At 70.6% G+C, this 17,283-nt stretch carries 15 protein-coding genes; 10 read left to right on the forward strand and 5 right to left on the reverse strand.

The genetic code is table 11. The features are described from left to right. Positions 1 to 15: 15 nt before the first annotated feature. From V8690_RS25490 to V8690_RS25505, 4 genes are all read left to right on the forward strand, one after another. Positions 16 to 3,015: a BTAD domain-containing putative transcriptional regulator gene (locus V8690_RS25490; protein WP_338782397.1), complete on the forward strand. Its 3,000-nt coding sequence runs from the start codon at positions 16 to 18 to the stop codon at positions 3,013 to 3,015. Then, on the forward strand, positions 3,012 to 3,740 hold the full coding sequence (locus V8690_RS25495) for an A24 family peptidase (protein WP_338782398.1): 729 nt from the start codon (positions 3,012 to 3,014) through the stop codon (positions 3,738 to 3,740). Before V8690_RS25490 ends, V8690_RS25495 begins: the two co-directional genes overlap by 4 nt. A 110-nt stretch (positions 3,741 to 3,850) precedes the next feature. After that, a complete protein-coding gene (gene mqnC / locus V8690_RS25500; protein ID WP_338782400.1) occupies positions 3,851 to 5,050 on the forward strand; it encodes a cyclic dehypoxanthinyl futalosine synthase in 1,200 nt (399 codons plus the stop codon). 18 nt (positions 5,051 to 5,068) lie between these two features. Beyond that, positions 5,069 to 5,515, forward strand: coding sequence for a hypothetical protein (locus tag V8690_RS25505; protein WP_338782401.1), 447 nt, complete (start codon positions 5,069 to 5,071; stop codon positions 5,513 to 5,515). A 69-nt stretch (positions 5,516 to 5,584) separates the two neighbouring features. On the opposite strand, the gene V8690_RS25510 is transcribed toward V8690_RS25505, so the two are convergent. Further along, on the reverse strand, positions 5,585 to 6,613 hold the full coding sequence (locus tag V8690_RS25510) for a hydrolase (RefSeq protein ID WP_338782402.1): 1,029 nt from the start codon (positions 6,611 to 6,613) through the stop codon (positions 5,585 to 5,587). Between the two features lie 215 nt (positions 6,614 to 6,828). On the opposite strand from V8690_RS25510, the gene V8690_RS25515 reads away from it, so the two are divergent. Genes V8690_RS25515 through V8690_RS25530 form a run of 4 tightly spaced genes read left to right on the forward strand, consistent with a single transcriptional unit; the run spans position 6,829 to position 11,269 of the window. After that, a complete protein-coding gene (locus V8690_RS25515; RefSeq protein WP_338782403.1) occupies positions 6,829 to 7,236 on the forward strand; it encodes a hypothetical protein in 408 nt (135 codons plus the stop codon). Between the two features lie 15 nt (positions 7,237 to 7,251). Further along, positions 7,252 to 9,456, forward strand: a complete 2,205-nt coding sequence (locus V8690_RS25520; RefSeq protein ID WP_338782404.1) for a bifunctional polysaccharide deacetylase/glycosyltransferase family 2 protein — start codon at positions 7,252 to 7,254, stop codon at positions 9,454 to 9,456. Then, positions 9,456 to 10,577 (forward strand): acyltransferase, encoded by a 1,122-nt coding sequence (locus V8690_RS25525; RefSeq protein ID WP_338782405.1) that lies wholly within the window; start codon positions 9,456 to 9,458, stop codon positions 10,575 to 10,577. Before V8690_RS25520 ends, V8690_RS25525 begins: the two co-directional genes overlap by 1 nt. Then, positions 10,574 to 11,269, forward strand: coding sequence for a demethylmenaquinone methyltransferase (locus V8690_RS25530; protein WP_338782406.1), 696 nt, complete (start codon positions 10,574 to 10,576; stop codon positions 11,267 to 11,269). The genes V8690_RS25525 and V8690_RS25530 overlap by 4 nt, the downstream gene beginning before the upstream one ends. Positions 11,270 to 11,275: 6 nt before the next feature. Here the strand turns inward: V8690_RS25530 and V8690_RS25535 are convergent, their stop codons facing one another. Then, on the reverse strand, positions 11,276 to 11,611 hold the full coding sequence (locus V8690_RS25535) for a PASTA domain-containing protein (protein ID WP_338782407.1): 336 nt from the start codon (positions 11,609 to 11,611) through the stop codon (positions 11,276 to 11,278). A gap of 217 nt (positions 11,612 to 11,828) precedes the next feature. Here V8690_RS25535 and V8690_RS25540 point away from each other — a divergent pair, with 217 nt between their 5' ends. Continuing rightward, on the forward strand, positions 11,829 to 13,121 hold the full coding sequence (locus tag V8690_RS25540; protein ID WP_338782408.1) for a geranylgeranyl reductase family protein: 1,293 nt from the start codon (positions 11,829 to 11,831) through the stop codon (positions 13,119 to 13,121). 97 nt (positions 13,122 to 13,218) lie between these two features. Here the strand turns inward: V8690_RS25540 and def are convergent, their stop codons facing one another. From def to V8690_RS25555, 3 genes are all read right to left on the reverse strand, one after another. Continuing rightward, positions 13,219 to 13,845 carry a peptide deformylase gene (gene def / locus V8690_RS25545; protein ID WP_338782409.1) on the reverse strand — a complete coding sequence of 209 codons (627 nt, stop codon included), beginning with the start codon at positions 13,843 to 13,845 and terminating at the stop codon, positions 13,219 to 13,221. An 82-nt stretch (positions 13,846 to 13,927) separates the two neighbouring features. Next, the gene (locus V8690_RS25550; RefSeq protein ID WP_338782410.1) at positions 13,928 to 14,995 is read right to left on the reverse strand and encodes a protein kinase family protein; all 1,068 of its coding nucleotides are present in this window, start codon (positions 14,993 to 14,995) and stop codon (positions 13,928 to 13,930) included. A 357-nt stretch (positions 14,996 to 15,352) separates the two neighbouring features. Then, positions 15,353 to 16,186, reverse strand: a complete 834-nt coding sequence (locus V8690_RS25555) for a C40 family peptidase (protein ID WP_338782411.1) — start codon at positions 16,184 to 16,186, stop codon at positions 15,353 to 15,355. 724 nt (positions 16,187 to 16,910) lie between these two features. Here V8690_RS25555 and V8690_RS25560 point away from each other — a divergent pair. Further along, the gene (locus tag V8690_RS25560) at positions 16,911 to 17,270 is read left to right on the forward strand and encodes an NADH-quinone oxidoreductase subunit A (protein WP_003974383.1); all 360 of its coding nucleotides are present in this window, start codon (positions 16,911 to 16,913) and stop codon (positions 17,268 to 17,270) included. Positions 17,271 to 17,283: the final 13 nt, after the last annotated feature.

Below are 17,283 nucleotides of genomic sequence, written 5' to 3' on the forward strand. Positions count from 1 at the left end.
CCCAGGACACCCGCCATGCCGCGACGCCGCACCTCAAGCTCGTCAAGCTCGACGGGAAGTACGACGGGAACGACGGCCCCGACGACGGCTCCGAGGAATCGGACGCCGCAGCCGGTGAGGATACGGAGGCGGTCGGTCGGGGACTTCGTCAAGGCGTTCTTCGCGTTCGTCGCCCTGGCCGTTCTCCTCGTCGGTGTGCCCGGCGCGCTGGCCACGCAGATCGGGTGGCCGTTGCCGAACGGGGTGCCGAGCCTCGACTGGCTTCAGCAAGAGATCACCGTTCACACGTTCCTGAACATCCTCACCGTCGTGGTGTGGCTCGCGTGGGCCCAGTTCACCGCCTGCGTGCTCGTGGAGATGAAGGCCGCGCTCTCCGGTGTCGGTGTGCCGGGGCGGGTTCCGGGCGCCGGGCCCAGTCAGTTGCTCGCTCGGCAGCTCGTCGCCGCGCTGCTGCTCGTCGGCGCCACCGCGGCCAGCTTCGCGCCCGGACTGTCGCAGCTCGGGCAGAGCGGCTACGACGCCAACCAGAAGCCGACCGTCGCCGCGGCCCAGCAGACCCCGGGTTTCTTCGCCCAGCAGCAGGAGCAGGCCGCCGACACCGCCGCCGCCCTCGCCGAACAGGCCTCGCACGCCGCCTCGCACGCGGACGCCGGTGGCAGCACCGCCCAGCAGGGCGACACGAAGTACTACCGGATCCAGCCGCCCGAGGGACGTCACCACGACTCCCTGTGGGAGATAGCGGAACGGCACCTCGGTGACGGGCGTCGCTACAAGGAGGTCTTCGAGCTCAACAAGGACCGCGTCCAGCCGGACGGGTCCAAGCTCTCCGAGGCCAGTCTCATCCGGCCCGGATGGATCATGGAGATGCCGGGCGACGCGCGCGGCGGCGAGCTCGTGGAGATGCCCGACGAGGCTCCCCACGTGTCGCCGGATGTGCAGCAGCAGATCGCCGACTACGCCCAGACAGGGGACCACGCCCAAGGCGGAGGCAGTGGCGCCCAGGGCGGCGGGCACGAGCAGACCGGTGGCGGTCCCTCCGCCTCCCAGGTGTCCCTGCCCGAGCAGCGGCCCGCCTCCGACTCCGGTCACCAGCGTGCCACGGCCGTCGACGCCGAGTCCGGCAGCTCCTTCGGTCTGTCCGAGGCCCTCCTCACCGCACCCCTCCTCGCCGCAGGTCTCCTCGGCGCCCTGGGGCGGCGGCGCCGGCAGGCGTTGTGGCAGTCGGCGTTCGGGGCCGTCGGCGGGCGGCGCGGTATGGAGCCGCCCACGCCGAGCGGGGACGCGCAGGACGTCCAGGACGCGCTGCTCGTCGGGGCCGACCCGGAGGGCGTGCGGCTGCTCGACCGGAGCCTGCGGGGGCTCGCCGCTTCCCTCGCCGAGGAGTCGCGGCCCCTGCCGGTCGTGTACGCCGCCTGGCTCAGCAACGGCGACCTGCACCTCCAGCTCGCCCAGCCCGCCGGGAAGCCGCCCGCCCCCTGGCAGCAGGGGCAGGACCAGACGTTCTGGATGCTGGCCGGGACGGACGCCGAGCGCTACGAGGACGTCGACACGGCCGCGCCCTACCCGGGGCTCGTCAGCCTCGGCACCATGGACGACTCGCGGCTGCTGCTCAACCTGGAGGCCGTGCCCGGCATCGTCTCCCTCTCCGGCCGGGAGGCCGACCGGGCCGCCGTCTTCGCGTCCGTCGCCGCCGAGTTGGCGACCAACGGGTGGTCCGACCGCATGACCATCACGCTCGTCGGCTTCGGGCAGGACCTGACGCCTCTCGCCCCCAACCGGATCCGGCACCTCGAGGACGTCGAGGCCCTCGTCGAGACCATGGAGGCCGAGACGCGGCAGCGGCGCGGAGCGCTGGGTGCCGCCGGGCACGACTCCGTGCTCACCGGGCGCACCGGGCCCGCCCAGCACACCCGTTGGGCACCGCACCTCGTCCTGCTCGCCGCCCAGCCGTCCGCCGAGGACGCCGTCAAGCTCGCCGAACTCGCCGCCGACGCCGGCCGTCTCGGCATCGGCTACCTCGTCGGCACCGAGACCGGCGATCTGCCGGGCGCCGCCTGGGAGATGGAGATCACCGGCCAGGGCAAGCTGCTCGCGCCCCTCCTCGGGCTCGAACTCGACGCCCAGCTGCTGCCCGCCGCCCAGCAGCGGGCCGTCGTCGAGCTGTTCGTCGACGCCGACCCCGAGAACCGGCCCGAGGGCGGACCGGCCAACAGGCCGCCGTTCCTCGTCGACATCAGCGAGCAGGGGCGGCCGGCCGTCTACGCCCGGCTCGTCGGGCCGTACGAGATCATCGGCCTCGACAACCCGGACGGGGACCGCAGCGCCCTCCTCCACGAAGCGCTCGCCCTGCTGCTCCTGCACCGCGAGGGCGTGCACCCGCGCGTGCTGTCCTCCGCGCTGTGGCCGCGCGGCGTCACCGACGACGTACGCAACGCGCTCCTGGACCGGCTGCGCGACTGGCTCGGCGCCGACCCCGACGGCACGCCACGCCTCGGCAGGGACGCGACCGGGCGGCTCACCCTCGCCAAGTCCGTGGTCTCCGACCTGGACGTGCTGCGCTCCCTCTACCACGAGGCCACGCAGGGCAAGGGCGTCGACAGCCGGGCCGTGCGCGGGCGGCTGCTCACCGACGCGCTCGTGCTGGTGCGCGGGCCGCTGCTCGCCGACCGGCCCGAGGGCCGCTACCGGTGGCTCACCCACGAGATCGTCGACGCCCAGCTGCCGCTGCTGGTCGCGGACACCGGGCTCGCGCTGTGCGAGTTCCACATGGAGAAGAACCGCGCCGAGAAGGCCATCGAGGCCCTCAACGCGGCCCTGCGCACCGCCCCGGCCGACGAGCGCCTGTGGCACGAGCTGCTGCGCGCCACCCACGCCACCGGCGACACCTCCCGGCTGACCGCGCTCGCCACGGATCTCATCGCCCGCAGCGGAGCCCGTGGCCTGCCGCCGCGTACCGAGGCACTGCTCGACGAGCTGCTGCCGACGTGGCGTGACGCGATCGCCGCGGTGGGATGAACACCGGGGTCCTGGTCATCGCCGCCGCGCTGTGGGGCGCGGCGGCGGGTGCGTTCCTGCCGCGCGCGGCCTATCGGTTCTCGGTTCCCTCGGGGGAGCCCTGGCGGGAGCAGTGCCCCGGCGGGCACTCCCTCAAGGGCTGGCTGGGCCGCGCCTCGTGCCCGGAGTGCGCGGGGGCCGGACACGGGCCGCGTACGACACCCCTCATGATCGCCACCGCCCTCGTCTGCGCCGCCCTCGCCGCCGCCACCGGCACCCGGCCCGAGATCGGGGTGTGGCTGCTGCTCGCGCCCGTCGGGGTGCTGCTGACGGTCGTCGACTTCCGGGTGCGGCGGCTGCCCGACCCGCTCACGCTCCCGTTCGCCGCGGCCGCGCTGGTCCTGCTCGGCCTCACCGCGCTCGTGCCCGAGCACGCGGGGGAGTGGACCACCGCCCTGCTCGGCTCGCTCGCGCTGGGCGGCGGTTACTTCGTGCTGTTCCTCATCAATCCCGCGGGGATGGGCTTCGGCGACGTCAAGCTCGCCCTGGGCGCGGGGGCGGTACTCGGCTGGTACGGCTGGCCGACGGTGATGCTCGGCACCTTCGCCGGGTTCCTGCTGGGCGCGCTGTACGGCGGCGCCCTCGTCGTCGCGCGGCGGGCCGGGCGCAAGACGGCCATCCCCTTCGGGCCGTTCCTGATCGCCGGCGCCCTCCTCGGGCTCCTGGCCGGAGCCTACGCGGCCTGACGTCCTCAAGACCCGAACGCCCGAAAGCCCGAAGGCCTGACGTCCAGCGGCCCGAACGGCTGGCGTACGCTGAGCTGGTCCGTCCACAACCCTTACGAAAGGGACGCCCGGTGACCGAGAAGGCCGACCTTCAGCCCATCCTCGACCGTGCAGCCGCCGGTGGGCGGATCACCCCCGACGAGGCACTCGCGCTGTACCGGGACGCCCCGCTGCACGCGCTGGGCGCCGCCGCCGACGCCGTGCGCCGCCGCAGGTACGCGGGCACCGAGCACATCGCGACGTACATCATCGAGCGCAACATCAACTACACGAACGTCTGCGTCACGGCGTGCCGCTTCTGCGCGTTCTACGCCGCCCCCAAGGACACCGCCAAGGGCTGGACGCGTGACCTGGACGACATCCTGCGCCGGTGTGCCGAGACGGTCGAGCTGGGCGGCACGCAGATCATGTTCCAGGGCGGACACCACCCGGACTACGGCGTCGAGTACTACGAGAAGCACTTCGCGGCGATCAAGAAGGAGTTCCCGCAGCTGGTCATCCACAGCCTGGGGGCGTCCGAGGTCGAGCACATGGCCCGGATCTCCAAGGTCAGCGTCGAGGAGGCGATCCAGCGCATCCACGCCGCCGGGCTCGACTCCTTCGCAGGTGCCGGAGCCGAGCTGCTGCCCGAGCGGCCGCGCAAGGCCATCGCCCCGCTGAAGGAGTCCGGCGAGCGCTGGCTGGAGATCATGGAGATCGCGCACAACCTGGGTGTCGAATCCACCTCCACCATGCTCATGGGCACCGGCGAGACCAACGCCGAGCGCATCGAGCACCTGCGGATGATCCGGGACGTCCAGGACCGCACGGGCGGCTTCCGCGCCTTCATCCCGTACACCTACCAGCCCGAGAACAACCACCTGAAGGGCCGGACGCAGGCGACCCTCTTCGAGTACCTGCGGATGATCGCGATCGCCCGGCTGTTCATGGACAACATCGCCCACATCCAGGGCTCGTGGCTGACCACGGGCAAGGAGGTCGGGCAGCTCTCCCTGCACTACGGCGCCGACGACCTCGGCTCGATCATGCTGGAGGAGAACGTCGTCTCCTCCGCGGGCGCCAAGCACCGCTCCAACCGGATGGAGATCATCGACCTGATCCGGAAGGCCGGGCGGGTGCCCGCGCAGCGGTCGACCACGTACGAGCACCTCGTCGTGCACGACGACCCGGCGAACGACCCCGCCGACGACCGTGTGGTCTCGCACATCTCGTCCACGGCCATCGAGGGCGGCACGGCTCACCCCGAGCTGAAGCTGCTCGCCCCCAACTGAGCCGGTACGGAGAGGTAGTTGGAAACCATTCACACGGCCGACGCCGTCCGCGTCACCTGGGACTCCGACCCCGTCAAGGGCGGTGCCGTGGCCGTCGGACGGGACCGGATCGGTGCCGTCGGCAAACTCGACGACGTACGCGAGGCGTTCCCCCGGGCCCGGGTCCGCAGGTGGCCCGGGACCCTCGGTCCCGCCCGGGTCCACGAGGGCCCGCTCCCGGACGCCCCGAGCCCGCGCGAACGCGTCCACGAGGTGCTGAAGCTCGGCGCGGTCGCGGTCCTGGAGGAGTACGTCGACTCGGCGGAACTCCGGGCCGCCGCCGACCGCAACGACGTCGTCGTCCTGCCGAGCGCGCGCCGCACCGCGATCGTCCCGACCGGCCGCGCCGACCTCGCCGTCTTCGACGCGGCGGGGGAGTGCGTCGCGACGGTGTGCGCGGGGCGGCTGGTGCATCGACGCCGCTGACAGCGCTTTTTGAAGGGCCTTTCGGAGCGGGCATGTCGAAGCGGGCCTTGTGAGCGCCCCGTTGATCCGTCAGTTCGCGAACGCCTCCCCGAACGCCCCCGAACTCTGCGCCACCCCACTGCAATCGGTCGTCGGCCGGTCCGACGTGGAACCGTTCGCGCACTGCCGGTCCCGCGCGGCCGACCACATCGACACCCACCCGATGCCCTTCTCCTCGGCGAAGGCCCGGACCTCGGCCGCGTCGGCGAGCGTGAAGGTCTCGCCGTCGACGTCGTTGACGCCGATCATCGAGGTGAGCGCCATGCCCCGCCAGGCGGCCGCGTCCGACGTGCCGAAGACCTTCTTCAGCTGGGTGTGCGCGGCCTTGGCGGCCGTGAGGGCGTAGCCGCCCATGTCGCCGTCGTACGACGTGCCGTAGTTCATCGTCATCAGGTTGACCGTGCCGACCCGCACGCCGTTGTCGTTGGCGGAGCCGAGCAGCGCCAGGCTGTCCTTGCCCAGGCCCGAGGGCATGACCGGGAGCGTGAAGGAGACCTCCAGATCCGTACGCTCCTTCTGGAGCAGCGCGATCGCCTTCGAACGCAGGGCGATGGAGGCGGAGTCGGCCAGTTCGTCGCCCTCGACGTCGAAGTCGGCCCGGGTGGCACCGGCCGCGTCGAGGGCCTTGCCGTACGCCGCCGCCAGTTCCGTCGCGCTGTCGCAGGCCGCCGCGAGTTCCTTGCCGGAGGCGCCGCCGAAGGAGACCCGGACCTGGCCGCCGGTCTTCGCCAGCCGCGCTATACGGGACTTCACCGTCGAGTCGCCGATGGCGTGGGTGCCGTCCCAGCGCGGGACGCAGTCGTCGCCGTCGGCCAGGACGAAGGCCAGGTTGTACGTCGTCGGAGAGCCGGCGGAGTCGGTGCCGGAGGCATCCGTGGCGCTCACGTACGGGGCGTACGCGGTACCCGCCTCGGCAGGGGGCGAGGTGCTGGGGGCGGCTGTCGACGAGGGTGCCGGGCGTGCTCGGTCGACCGGTTCGGCCTGTCGGGAGCACCCCGCGGTGACCAGGGCGAGCAGGCAGCCCAGCCCGACCGCCGCCGGTTTCCGGTAACTCCTCATGGCGCACGCTCCCGTTCTCGTGATGTCGGTGTCCCGGTCCAAGACCCCATACGTTTCCCGGCCGCAAACGTCTCACATCAATTCGGGCGCCCAGGGCGAGTTTCGCAGCGATACGTGAGAACTCTCAGAGAAACGACAGCTTGGGTCGTTTCTCACGGGTCTCTCACATGAAAACCCGAGTTTAGGCCACATAAAGGCGACCTAATGTCCGGGGAATGCATTCCGAGACTGCCATCGAAAGCCGCGTCACTCGCGGTCGCCGCCGCAAACGCGGCAACGAGTCCGCCGAAGGGCCCGTGTTCGTTGACAACTCCGGACGCCGGGCCCGGCTGCTGCGCCGGATCGGCCTCCTCCTGGGGGCCGTCTGCCTCGGGTACGCGGCCGTGCTCGGCGCGGCCTTCATGGGCTGGGGCACCTCCCTCACGCCGTCGCAGTTGCTGCCGTTCGCGGGTGCGGGGGCCGGTGGCGGCCCGCCGCTGGGCGAGGGTCCCGGCGGCCCGGGCGCCACGCCGCCGAGCGGCGCCCCGTCGGCACCGCCCCAGGGCGCCGGAAGCGGCACCACCGGTCCCACCACGACCACGTCCCCGTCCCCTTCGGCTTCCGCTTCCGCGGTCGCCGGCTGACCGGGGCCGCCGTCCATGACCACTCCCTCCCGCGGCCGCCGCCGCGCCCCCTCCCGGATGGAGCGCGCCGCCGGCAAGGCCGCCGCGCTCCAGAGGCCGCGCGTCATCCTCGCCCTGCTGCTCCTGCTCGCGCTGGTCTGCGTGATGCTCCTCGACGGCTATCTGCGCGCCGAGGTCGGCGGCGACCAGCGCGTCCGCACCGGGGCCGCCTCCAGCGACGTACCCGACGACATCCTGAACGGCGGGCCGATCGTCACCTTCCGCGGCGGACAGGCCACGACCGTCTCCGTGCCGGACAAGACCATCGCGCTCACCTTCGACGACGGCCCCAACCCGACCTGGACGCCGCAGGTACTGGAGATCCTGGAGAAGTACGACGTGCCCGCCACGTTCTTCCTGGTCGGCTCGATGGTGTCGCGCTACCCGGGCATCGTCGAGGACATGGTCGGGCAGGGCCACGAGGTGGGGATCCACACCTTCACGCACGTCGACCTGTCGTACCAGAGCGACACCCGCGTCCGGCGCGAGATGGAGCAGACGCAGCTCGCGCTGGCGGGCGCGGCCGGCATCACGACCACCCTGTTCCGGGCGCCGTACTCCTCGGAGACGGACGCCATCGACAACTACAGCTGGCCCGTCTACAAGAAGCTCGGCCAGGACGGCTACACCAGCGTCTTCGTCGACACCGACAGCGACGACTGGAAGCGGCCGGGCGTCTCGAAGATCGTCCAGTGGGCCACGCCGACGAAGAACAAGGGCGCGTCGGTCCTCTTCCACGACGCGGGCGGCGAGCGCTCGCAGACGATCGAGGCGCTGCCGCAGTACATCGAGAAGATGCGGGCGAAGGGGTACACCTTCACCACCATCAGCGGCGTCATGGAGCTGAGGAACGCGGCCGCTCCCGGCGCTTTCGACGGATCCCGGCTCCAGGCCGCCCACCGCGAGGCCACCGGCGCCGTCCTCTACGAGGGCAAGGCCCTGGTCGCGGCCGTCGCCGTCGCCGAGGCCGCCGTGCCCACGCTGTCCGTCGGCCTCATGGTGGTCGGTGTGGCCGTCATGGGCCGCTTCGGGATGATGCTGATCCTCGCCCGCCGCCACTACCGGCAGCGCAACAGACGCCGCTTCAGCTGGGGGCCGACGGTCACCGAGCCGGTGAGCGTGATCGTCCCGGCGTACAACGAGAAGGAGTGCATCGCCAACACCCTCACCTCGCTGGCGCACAGCACGCACCCGATCGAGATCATCGTCGTGGACGACGGCTCGACGGACGGCACGGCGGACATCGCCGAGTCCCTCGGCATGCCGAACGTCCGCGTCATCCGCCAGGCGAACGCGGGCAAGCCGGCCGCGCTCAACAACGGGGTGCGCAACGCCGCTCACGACATCGTCGTGATGATGGACGGCGACACCGTCTTCGAGCCGGACACCGTGCGGCAGCTCGTCCAGCCCTTCGCCGACCCGGAGGTCGGCGCGGTCGCGGGCAACGCCAAGGTCGGCAACCGCACCACCGTCATCGGCGCCTGGCAGCACATCGAGTACGTGATGGGCTTCAACCTCGACCGGCGCATGTACGACCTGCTGCGCTGCATGCCCACCATCCCCGGCGCGATCGGCGCGTTCCGCCGCGAGGCGGTGCTCCAGGTCGGAGGCATGAGCGAGGACACCCTCGCCGAGGACACCGACATCACCATCGCGATGCACCGCGCGGGCTGGCGGGTCGTCTACCAGGAGCACGCGCGGGCGTGGACCGAGGCGCCCGGATCGCTCAAGCAGCTGTGGTCCCAGCGCTACCGCTGGTCGTACGGCACCATGCAGGCGCTGTGGAAGCACCGCAAGTCCCTCACGGACAAGGGGCCTTCGGGGCGCTTCGGGCGGGTCGGCATGCCGCTGGTGGTGCTCTTCCAGATCGTCACGCCGGTCTTCGCCCCGCTGATCGACCTGTTCACCCTCTACTCGATGGTCTTCATCGACTTCCGGGCCGCCCTGCTCGCGTGGTGCGCGGTGCTCGGCGTCCAGCTCCTGTGCGCGGCCTACGCCTTCCGCCTGGACCGCGAGAAGTACCGCTACCTGCTGATGATGCCGCTCCAGCAGCTGGCCTACCGGCAGATGATGTACCTCGTCCTCATCCACTCCTGCGTCACCGCCCTCACCGGCGGCAGGCTGCGCTGGCAGAAGCTGAAGCGGACCGGCGAGGTCGGGACCCCGGCGGGGGCGAGCTGATGGGGGCGCACAGCAAGGGCGCGACGGTCGCGGTCCCGGCCCGTCCGGAGCCGGCCCGGCGCCCCGGCCGCGACCGCTACTTCGACACCCTCCGGGCGGTCGCCCTCGTCCGCGTCGTCGCGTACCACACCTTCGGCTGGGCCTGGGCCGGACTGGTCTTCCCCTCCATGGGAGTCATGTTCGGCCTGGCCGGGACCCTCATGGCGACATCCCTCCAGCGCCCCGCGCTCACGGTGCTCGGCAGCCGGATTCGCAGACTGCTGCCGCCCTTCTGGTTCTGGGGCGTGTTCGTGGTGGGGGCGATGCTGGTGCACGGCTGGATGCCCGGATGGCAGATCGTGTACTGGGTGGTGCCGCTCGGCGACCCGCCGGGCGACGCCTGGGCCGAGCAGGCCTGGGAGATCGTCTGGTACCTGCGGACGTACCTGTGGTTCGTCCTCCTCTCCCCGCTCCTGCTGAAGGTGTTCTGGCTCGCGCCCGTCCCGGTCCTGCTGGCGTCCCTCGTCCCGGTCGTCGTCCTCCGGTACGCCTGGCAGCCGCCGGACGGCCGTCTCGGCAGCGCGCTCACGGACCTGGCGACGTTCCTGTTCTGCTGGCTCCTCGGCTTCGCGCACCACGACGGCGTACTGGCCCGGCTGAAGCCCGCCGCGGTGGTCCCGCTCGCGCTGGGCGCCCTCGCTTACGGTGGCTGGTACGCCTTCGAGCACCAGGCCGAGTACGGCACGTACGACCTCGATGAGAATCCGCTCGCGCAGGCCTTCTGGTCTGCGGGGTTCGTGACGCTGCTGATGTACGCCAAGGCCCGCTTCCGAACCGACTTCGCGGGGCTCGCCCGCTTCCGGCGGCTGGACCGCGTCGTGGCCGTCTTCAACGCCCGGGCGGTGACGATCTACCTCTGGCACGAGATCGCGCTGATCCTCGCCGTACCGCTGATCGACCGGTTCTGGGACGTGCCCGCGTTCGAGGCGTACCTGCCGCTGGACAGCCAGTGGTTCATGTTCGGCGTGGGCTGGGTGCTGATCGCGGTGTTCGTGCTGCTGTGCGGATGGGTGGAGGACCTGGCGGCGCGGCGCAAGCCGCGGCTCCTCCCGGGAGGGCGTACTGCAACAATGGGCCAGTGACCCGCGCATCCCTGGACAAGCAGCCGCACGAAGTCGCCTCGATGTTCGACGACGTGGCGGAACGGTACGACCTGACCAACGACGTGCTGTCCCTCGGCCAGGACCGGCGATGGCGCAAGGAGGTCGCCAAGGCGGTCGACGCGCGCCCCGCGCGGAAGGTCCTCGACCTGGCGGCGGGCACGGGCACCTCCTCGCTGCCCTTCGCCCGCACCGGCGCGTACGTCGTCCCCTGCGACTTCTCCCAGGGCATGCTCCGGGTCGGCAAGCAGCGGCAGCCCTGGCTGCCCTACACCGCCGGGGACGCGACGCGGCTGCCCTTCAGGGACGACACCTTCGACGCCGTCACCATCTCCTTCGGGCTGCGCAACGTGCAGGACACGGACGCCGCCCTGCGGGAGATGTACCGGGTGACGCGGCCCGGCGGGCGCGTCGTGATCTGCGAGTTCTCGCACCCCACCTGGGCGCCGCTGCGCACCGTCTACACCGAGTACCTGATGCGCGCCCTGCCGCCGGTGGCGCGGGCCGTGTCCTCCAGCCCCGACGCCTACGTCTACCTCGCCGAGTCCATCCGGGCCTGGCCCGACCAGCCCGCGCTGGCCGAGCGGCTGGGCAAGGCCGGCTGGTCGCGGGTGGCCTGGCGCAATCTGAGCGGCGGCATCGTCGCCCTGCACCGGGGCTTCAAGGAGAGCTGACAGGCCCTACGGGGAGCTGAGGACCATGGTGGACGGGTCGCCGGGCTCGTCCAGCTCCCGCCCGAGACCTCCCCTGGGCGGCCTCGGGATCCGCGGCTCGTGCACGCCCCCGCCGCCCTCGCCCGGACCGAAGTCGAACCACACGTACACCATCGACTCCCGCGGCACCTGGGCACCGGGCTGCGGGTACTGCCGTACGACGTAGTCGACGACGGCGTGATGGAAGTCGGGCCGGTCCGGTGCGGTGAGGAGCAGGCCCTGCGCCCGGGCCGTCTCCCGCGCGTCCACGGCCATCAGGCCCACCAGACGCGGTACACGCACTTCGGGTGTTTTGCGGGACATACGCACAGATGTCACCCCCAGTGGTACGGGAAGGGTAACTCCCGCTCCGCACCGGCCGGAAGCGGCAGGTGTCTTTCTGTGACAGTCGACTACTCTCCGTTGACAGGTGGGTAGTTCGCGTAGGCAGCCCTTCAGTCGGGTGATCAATGCCGCTGCATAGACTGCCCATGTCCAGTGCCGGTCGGCACGCAGATTTCGACCTTGGGGAGATCCCGCCGTGACCGTCGTGACCGAGCCGCTCTCCGAGAACACCGCCGATGTGATCGTCGTGGGCGCGGGGCCGGCCGGCTCCACGACCGCCTACCACCTCGCCAAGGCGGGACTCGACGTCCTTCTGCTGGAGAAGACCGAGTTCCCGCGCGAGAAGGTCTGCGGCGACGGCCTCACCCCACGCGCCGTCAAACAGCTGGTGGCGATGGGCGTCGACATCTCGGAGGAGGCCGGCTGGCTGCGCAACAAGGGCCTGCGCATCATCGGCGGCGGTGTCCGGCTCCAGCTCGACTGGCCGGATCTCGCCTCCTTCCCCGACTACGGCCTCGTCCGCAAGCGTGACGACTTCGACGAGCAGCTCGCCCGGCAGGCCCAGAAGGCGGGTGCCCGGCTGTTCGAGCGCTGCAACGTGGGAGCGCCGATCCTGGACGACCGCACGGGCCGTATCACCGGCGTGCACGCCAAGCTCGGCGAGGAGAAGCGCGAGGTCACCTTCCACGCCCCGCTCGTCGTGGCCGCCGACGGCAACTCCACGCGCCTGTCCCTCGCGATGGGCCTGCACCGCCGCGAGGACCGCCCGATGGGCGTGGCCGTGCGGACGTACTTCACCAGCCCGCGCCACGAGGACGACTACCTGGAGTCCTGGCTGGAGCTGTGGGACCGCCGCGGGGCCGTCGACCGGCTGCTCCCCGGCTACGGCTGGATCTTCGGCATGGGCGACGGCACCTCGAACGTCGGCCTGGGCGTGCTGAACACCTCCGACTCCTTCAAGGAGCTGGACTGGCGCGAGGTCCTGAAGGCCTGGTGCGCGTCCATGCCGGAGGACTGGGGCTACACCCCCGACAACATGACCGGGCCCATCCGCGGCGCCGCCCTCCCCATGGCCTTCAACCGCCAACCCCACTACACCAAGGGGCTGTTGCTGGTGGGCGACGCCGGCGGCCTGGTGAACCCCTTCAACGGCGAGGGCATCGCCTACGCCATGGAGTCCGGCCAGATCGCCGCCGACGTCATCGTCCAGGCCCACGCGCGCGCGACACCCGCGGGGCGTGAAATGGCCCTCCAGCGCTACCCGCGCGTCCTCAAGGACACCTACGGCGGCTACTACACGCTCGGCCGGGCCTTCGTGAAGCTCATCGGCAATCCGAAGGTCATGCAGATCGCGGCCCAGCGCGGCCTCACCCACCCGCTGCTGATGAAGTTCACGCTGAAGCTCCTCGCGAACCTCACCGACCCGACCGGCGGCGACGCGATGGACCGCATCATCAACGGCCTGAGCAAGGTGGCGCCGAAGGCCTGATCGGGCGCTCGGGCCTTGGGGCCATTGGGTATTCGCGCCTTCGGATCTTCGGTCCTTCGGGCCTTCGAACCTTTGGGCTTCGGCACCGAAGGCCCGATCAGCCGCTCAGGGCCGCGATGTTGGCGGCCCGGCGCGCGAACACGGCCTCGCGCCGGTCCGCCATCTGCCGCAGCGCCTCCTTGCGTTCCCGCCCGGACAGCCGGTCCAGGTACACCTGCCCGTTGACATGGTCGGTCTCGTGCGCGAGGCAGCGGGCGAAGTAGCCCGTGCCCTCGATCACGATCGGTCGGCCGTCCCGGTCGTACCCGCGCACCACGGCCCGGTCCGGACGCGGCACGCCCATCGTGGCGCCCGGCACCGACAGGCACCCCTCGCCCTCGTCGAGCAGCCGCCGGTGAGCGGCGTCCAGCGGCTCCAGCACCGGATTGACGACGTGCCCGACGTGCCGCACCCCGTCGTCGTCCGGGCAGTCGTACACGAACAGCCGCAGATCGACCCCGACCTGGTTCGCCGCGAGCCCGGCCCCGTCCGCGGTGTACATCGTCAGGAACATGTCGTCGATCAGCGCGGCGAGGTCCGGACCGAACTCGGTGACGTCCCGGCACGGCTTGTGCAGGACCTCCTCACCGACCTCGGTGATCCGCCGGACCTGCCCGTTCCTGGCCTCGGGCGCGAGCCGCGGGTACGAGTCGACGGGCCGTCCCTGCACGAAGACGCTCGGCATCTGTCTCTCCCTGTGATTCTGAGGATGCTGCGGGCGGGAACCGGGCTTCCGGCAGCGGAGGCCCCTCCTTGCCCTCAGGGAATCAGGAGCCGTACATCCCGCCAAGCCGGCGGATCTCCTCCAGCGGGTACGGGGTCTGCCTGCTCTCGCGCCGGAACCTGAGGTGGAAGTCCGAAATCACGGCGGCGATCGGCGCGTGCCGGGCGATGATCGCCGCGGCCTCCTGCGGGATTCCAGCGGGGCGCTTGCCCTCCGCGTAGGCGCGCACCAGCGCGTAGCGGCCCTCCCAGTCCCCTACCTGGTACCCGTACAGGGCGGTGACCAGCCAGTTCACCAGATGCGTCGCGGTGTAACAGCGGTCGTAGACCTGATGCCGGTCGAAGAAGTCGGCCTCGTCCTGGGACAGCTCGAAGCGGGAGGAGAGCGCGAGGCCGTAGTCCGCGAAGTAGAGGCGCCGGCCGTCGGTCAGGATGTTCTCGAAGTGCGCGTCGAAGTGCAGGAGCCCCCGCGCGTTCATGAACGACGTTCCGGCTGCCAGGTTCTTCTCCACCATGGCGCAGGCCCGGTCGGCGGCCTCGTCGCCTGCGTCGAGCTGAATGCCCAGCCACTGGTGCAGGTTTTGCGGGATGTACTCCAGGAACAGCGCGACGCTCGCCGAGCACTGCCTGCGGGCCTCGATCCGGCGGCGCACCTGCGATCCGCCGCCCCAGTAGGCAACAGCCCGCTCGACGTCGGCCAGTTCGTCTGGCAGGGGCGTCGAGTCGGGCAGCACCCTCCAGTGGTACATCAGGGGGAAGCCCTCGTGTTCCGCCGCGAGCACCCAGTTCGTCGTCATGGTGTGCACGGCGAGTTCTCTCCAGGCCCCGCAGCCCGGCCCGCCGATCCCGCCGATGCCGTACTGGCAGAAGACGGGCAGCTCGAACAGATTCGCCGTGGACCGGACATGCTCGGGGCGCATCTCCAAGTCGGTGAGGGGCACCCGCTTCACGAAGACCGGGGTCCCGGCGACCTCCAGCAGGGCCGACGTCCCGCCGATGCCGGATCCGATCGGCACGGCCGTGTCCACGAGCTCGCGCAGGGCGCGATCACTGCACAGGGCCAGGGATGTGGAGACCGCACCATGGGCGGTCAGACGCGCACCGTGCGACATGTCAGGGCACTTCAGTGTGGCCTCCGCCTTGGTGCCGGGATCGATTCCGCGGGCGTGAAGATCGACGACGAATCCGGAGGAACTCGGTGCCTCGGCGGACCGCCGCCGTTCAGCGGCTTGGACCTCGTCTGTCTGCTGTGGCTCAGGCTCTGCTCCCGCCGGAGCGCCTGATGCGCGTGGAGGGACTGCGGTACCGGCTGGGACCCCCGACACCTTCGACCTCGGAGAGGCGCCCTGAGATGCCCTGGAAGGCCTTGACGGCATACCGGGGGTGTTTTGGACAGGCCGGGAGGGCCGTTGCCCCGAGCGGCAGCGGCCCTCTGACCCGTTATGCGTGAATTCAGTGCAAGCGCGACATCAGAGGACGCGCACCGCGCCCGACGCCGGGTAGCCCGACAGGTCCTGGATGACGACGCCCTTGGAGGGGTTGGCCGCGTCCAGGTACTGGCCGTCTCCGATGTATACACCCACGTGGTACGCGGAACCCTTGCCGCCCCAGTAGAGGATGTCGCCGACCTGGATGTCGGACAGCGGGACGTCCGTGCCGGCCATCGACTGGTCCTGCGAGACGCGCGGCAGGTCCACACCAACCTGCTTGTACGCGGCCTGCACCAGGGAGGAGCAGTCCCAGGCGTTGGGACCGGTGGCGCCCATGACGTAGGCGTCGCCCACCTGGGCCTTCAGGAAGGCGATGACGGTCGCGACGCTGCCGCTGGCGGGCGCCGACACCGACGTGGAGGCGGACGCGGACGCGGAGAGCGTCGCGCGCTCGGCGTTGCGCGTGGCGCGCTCGGCTGCGGCCTTGCGGGCGGCCTCGGCGGCCTTCTTCTTGGCCTCCGCCTTCTTCTTCGCCTCGACGAGGTCCTTCTTGGCCTCCGCGGCGGCCTTGGCGGCGGCGGCGTCACGCTCGGCGCGCAGTTCGTAGTTCGCGGCCGCCTGCTGGGTGGCGGCAGCGGACTGGGCGACCTGGGCGGACAGGTCGGCCGTCAGGGTGGGCAGTTCGATGGTCTGGGTGACCGGCTCGGCGGCGCTCGCCGAGGCCGACGCACCCGCCGCTGCCATGCTGAGAACGCCACCGGCAACTCCGGCACGCACGGCGATCGAAGAGGTCGCGCTGCGGCGGGGCTTCCGGTGGCTGCGTATGTGAGCGGTGTGGGACATGGGAACAACCGGTACCAGGGGCTCCTTCATATCTTCAAGAAACGTGTGCTGCGCCACAGTTGTTCAATCGGGCCCTCAAAACGCCCGCTCGAGGTTCCTTATTGACGCCGTAACGGACATTGCGGGCTCACCGTAACCGGCCTGTGATCACGGTGTTTGATCAATACGCCCGAATTGCCCCGCGCCTACCATCGGTTGGGTTGATTGGCCAAGCCCCGCTCTCGTGGACCTCTCGTGTGTGTGACGGAGGTCACGGAACGGCTGCCGGGGCGTGCGCGTCCGGCGCCGTAGATCACGACCGGATCACGACCTCGCGAAGATCGTGAACGAATGCACGCGTTCACACCCCGCTCCACACGCCCTCCGATGTGTGAACGCGCCTCTATCAAGAGATCGAGTCCATCGCCAATTTGCATGCAAGGGAACTCTCTTGATATTGAGACGACCCCTCCGGCCTGCGCTGACGAGCCAAAATGTCACCTCTGGTGATCACTCGGACGCTTCGGGTGTGAAGATCACCGCTCATCCGACTTCATGATCGATCGTCAGGTGGTAGAGATCACAAAGCTTGTGCAATACCCCGTGTCGCAGATCACAGAGCGTCGGGCATAAGATGCACGCGGTTGGGCTTGTGACCTGCTTCACATGTTCCCGATCTTCGCCGGGGCAGGCGGGGTTCGAGGGACAGGTGAGGCGGATGTGAGCCCGACGCAAACCGCCAGCAGTCAGTGCCGACTGAGAGGAGCGAGGAGCGGTGAACGCTTATGCGCCCATCCTCGTACTGGGAGCCCTCGGGGCAGGCTTTGCGATCTTCTCCGTGGTCATGGCCACGTTGATCGGGCCCAAGCGGTACAACCGGGCCAAGCTCGAGGCCTACGAGTGCGGTATCGAGCCGACCCCCACGCCGGCCGGTGGCGGGCGCTTCCCGATCAAGTACTACCTGACGGCGATGCTCTTCATCATTTTCGATATCGAGATCGTCTTCCTGTACCCCTGGGCCGTCACCTTCGACGCCCTGGGGATTTTCGGGCTCGTGGAGATGCTGCTCTTCGTGCTCACCGTCTTCGTCGCGTACGCGTACGTATGGCGGCGCGGCGGCCTGGAATGGGACTGAGGGGCCACACGTC

The organism is Streptomyces sp. DG1A-41, from assembly GCF_037055355.1.
In the GTDB taxonomy this organism is placed as follows: Bacteria; Actinomycetota; Actinomycetes; order Streptomycetales; family Streptomycetaceae; genus Streptomyces.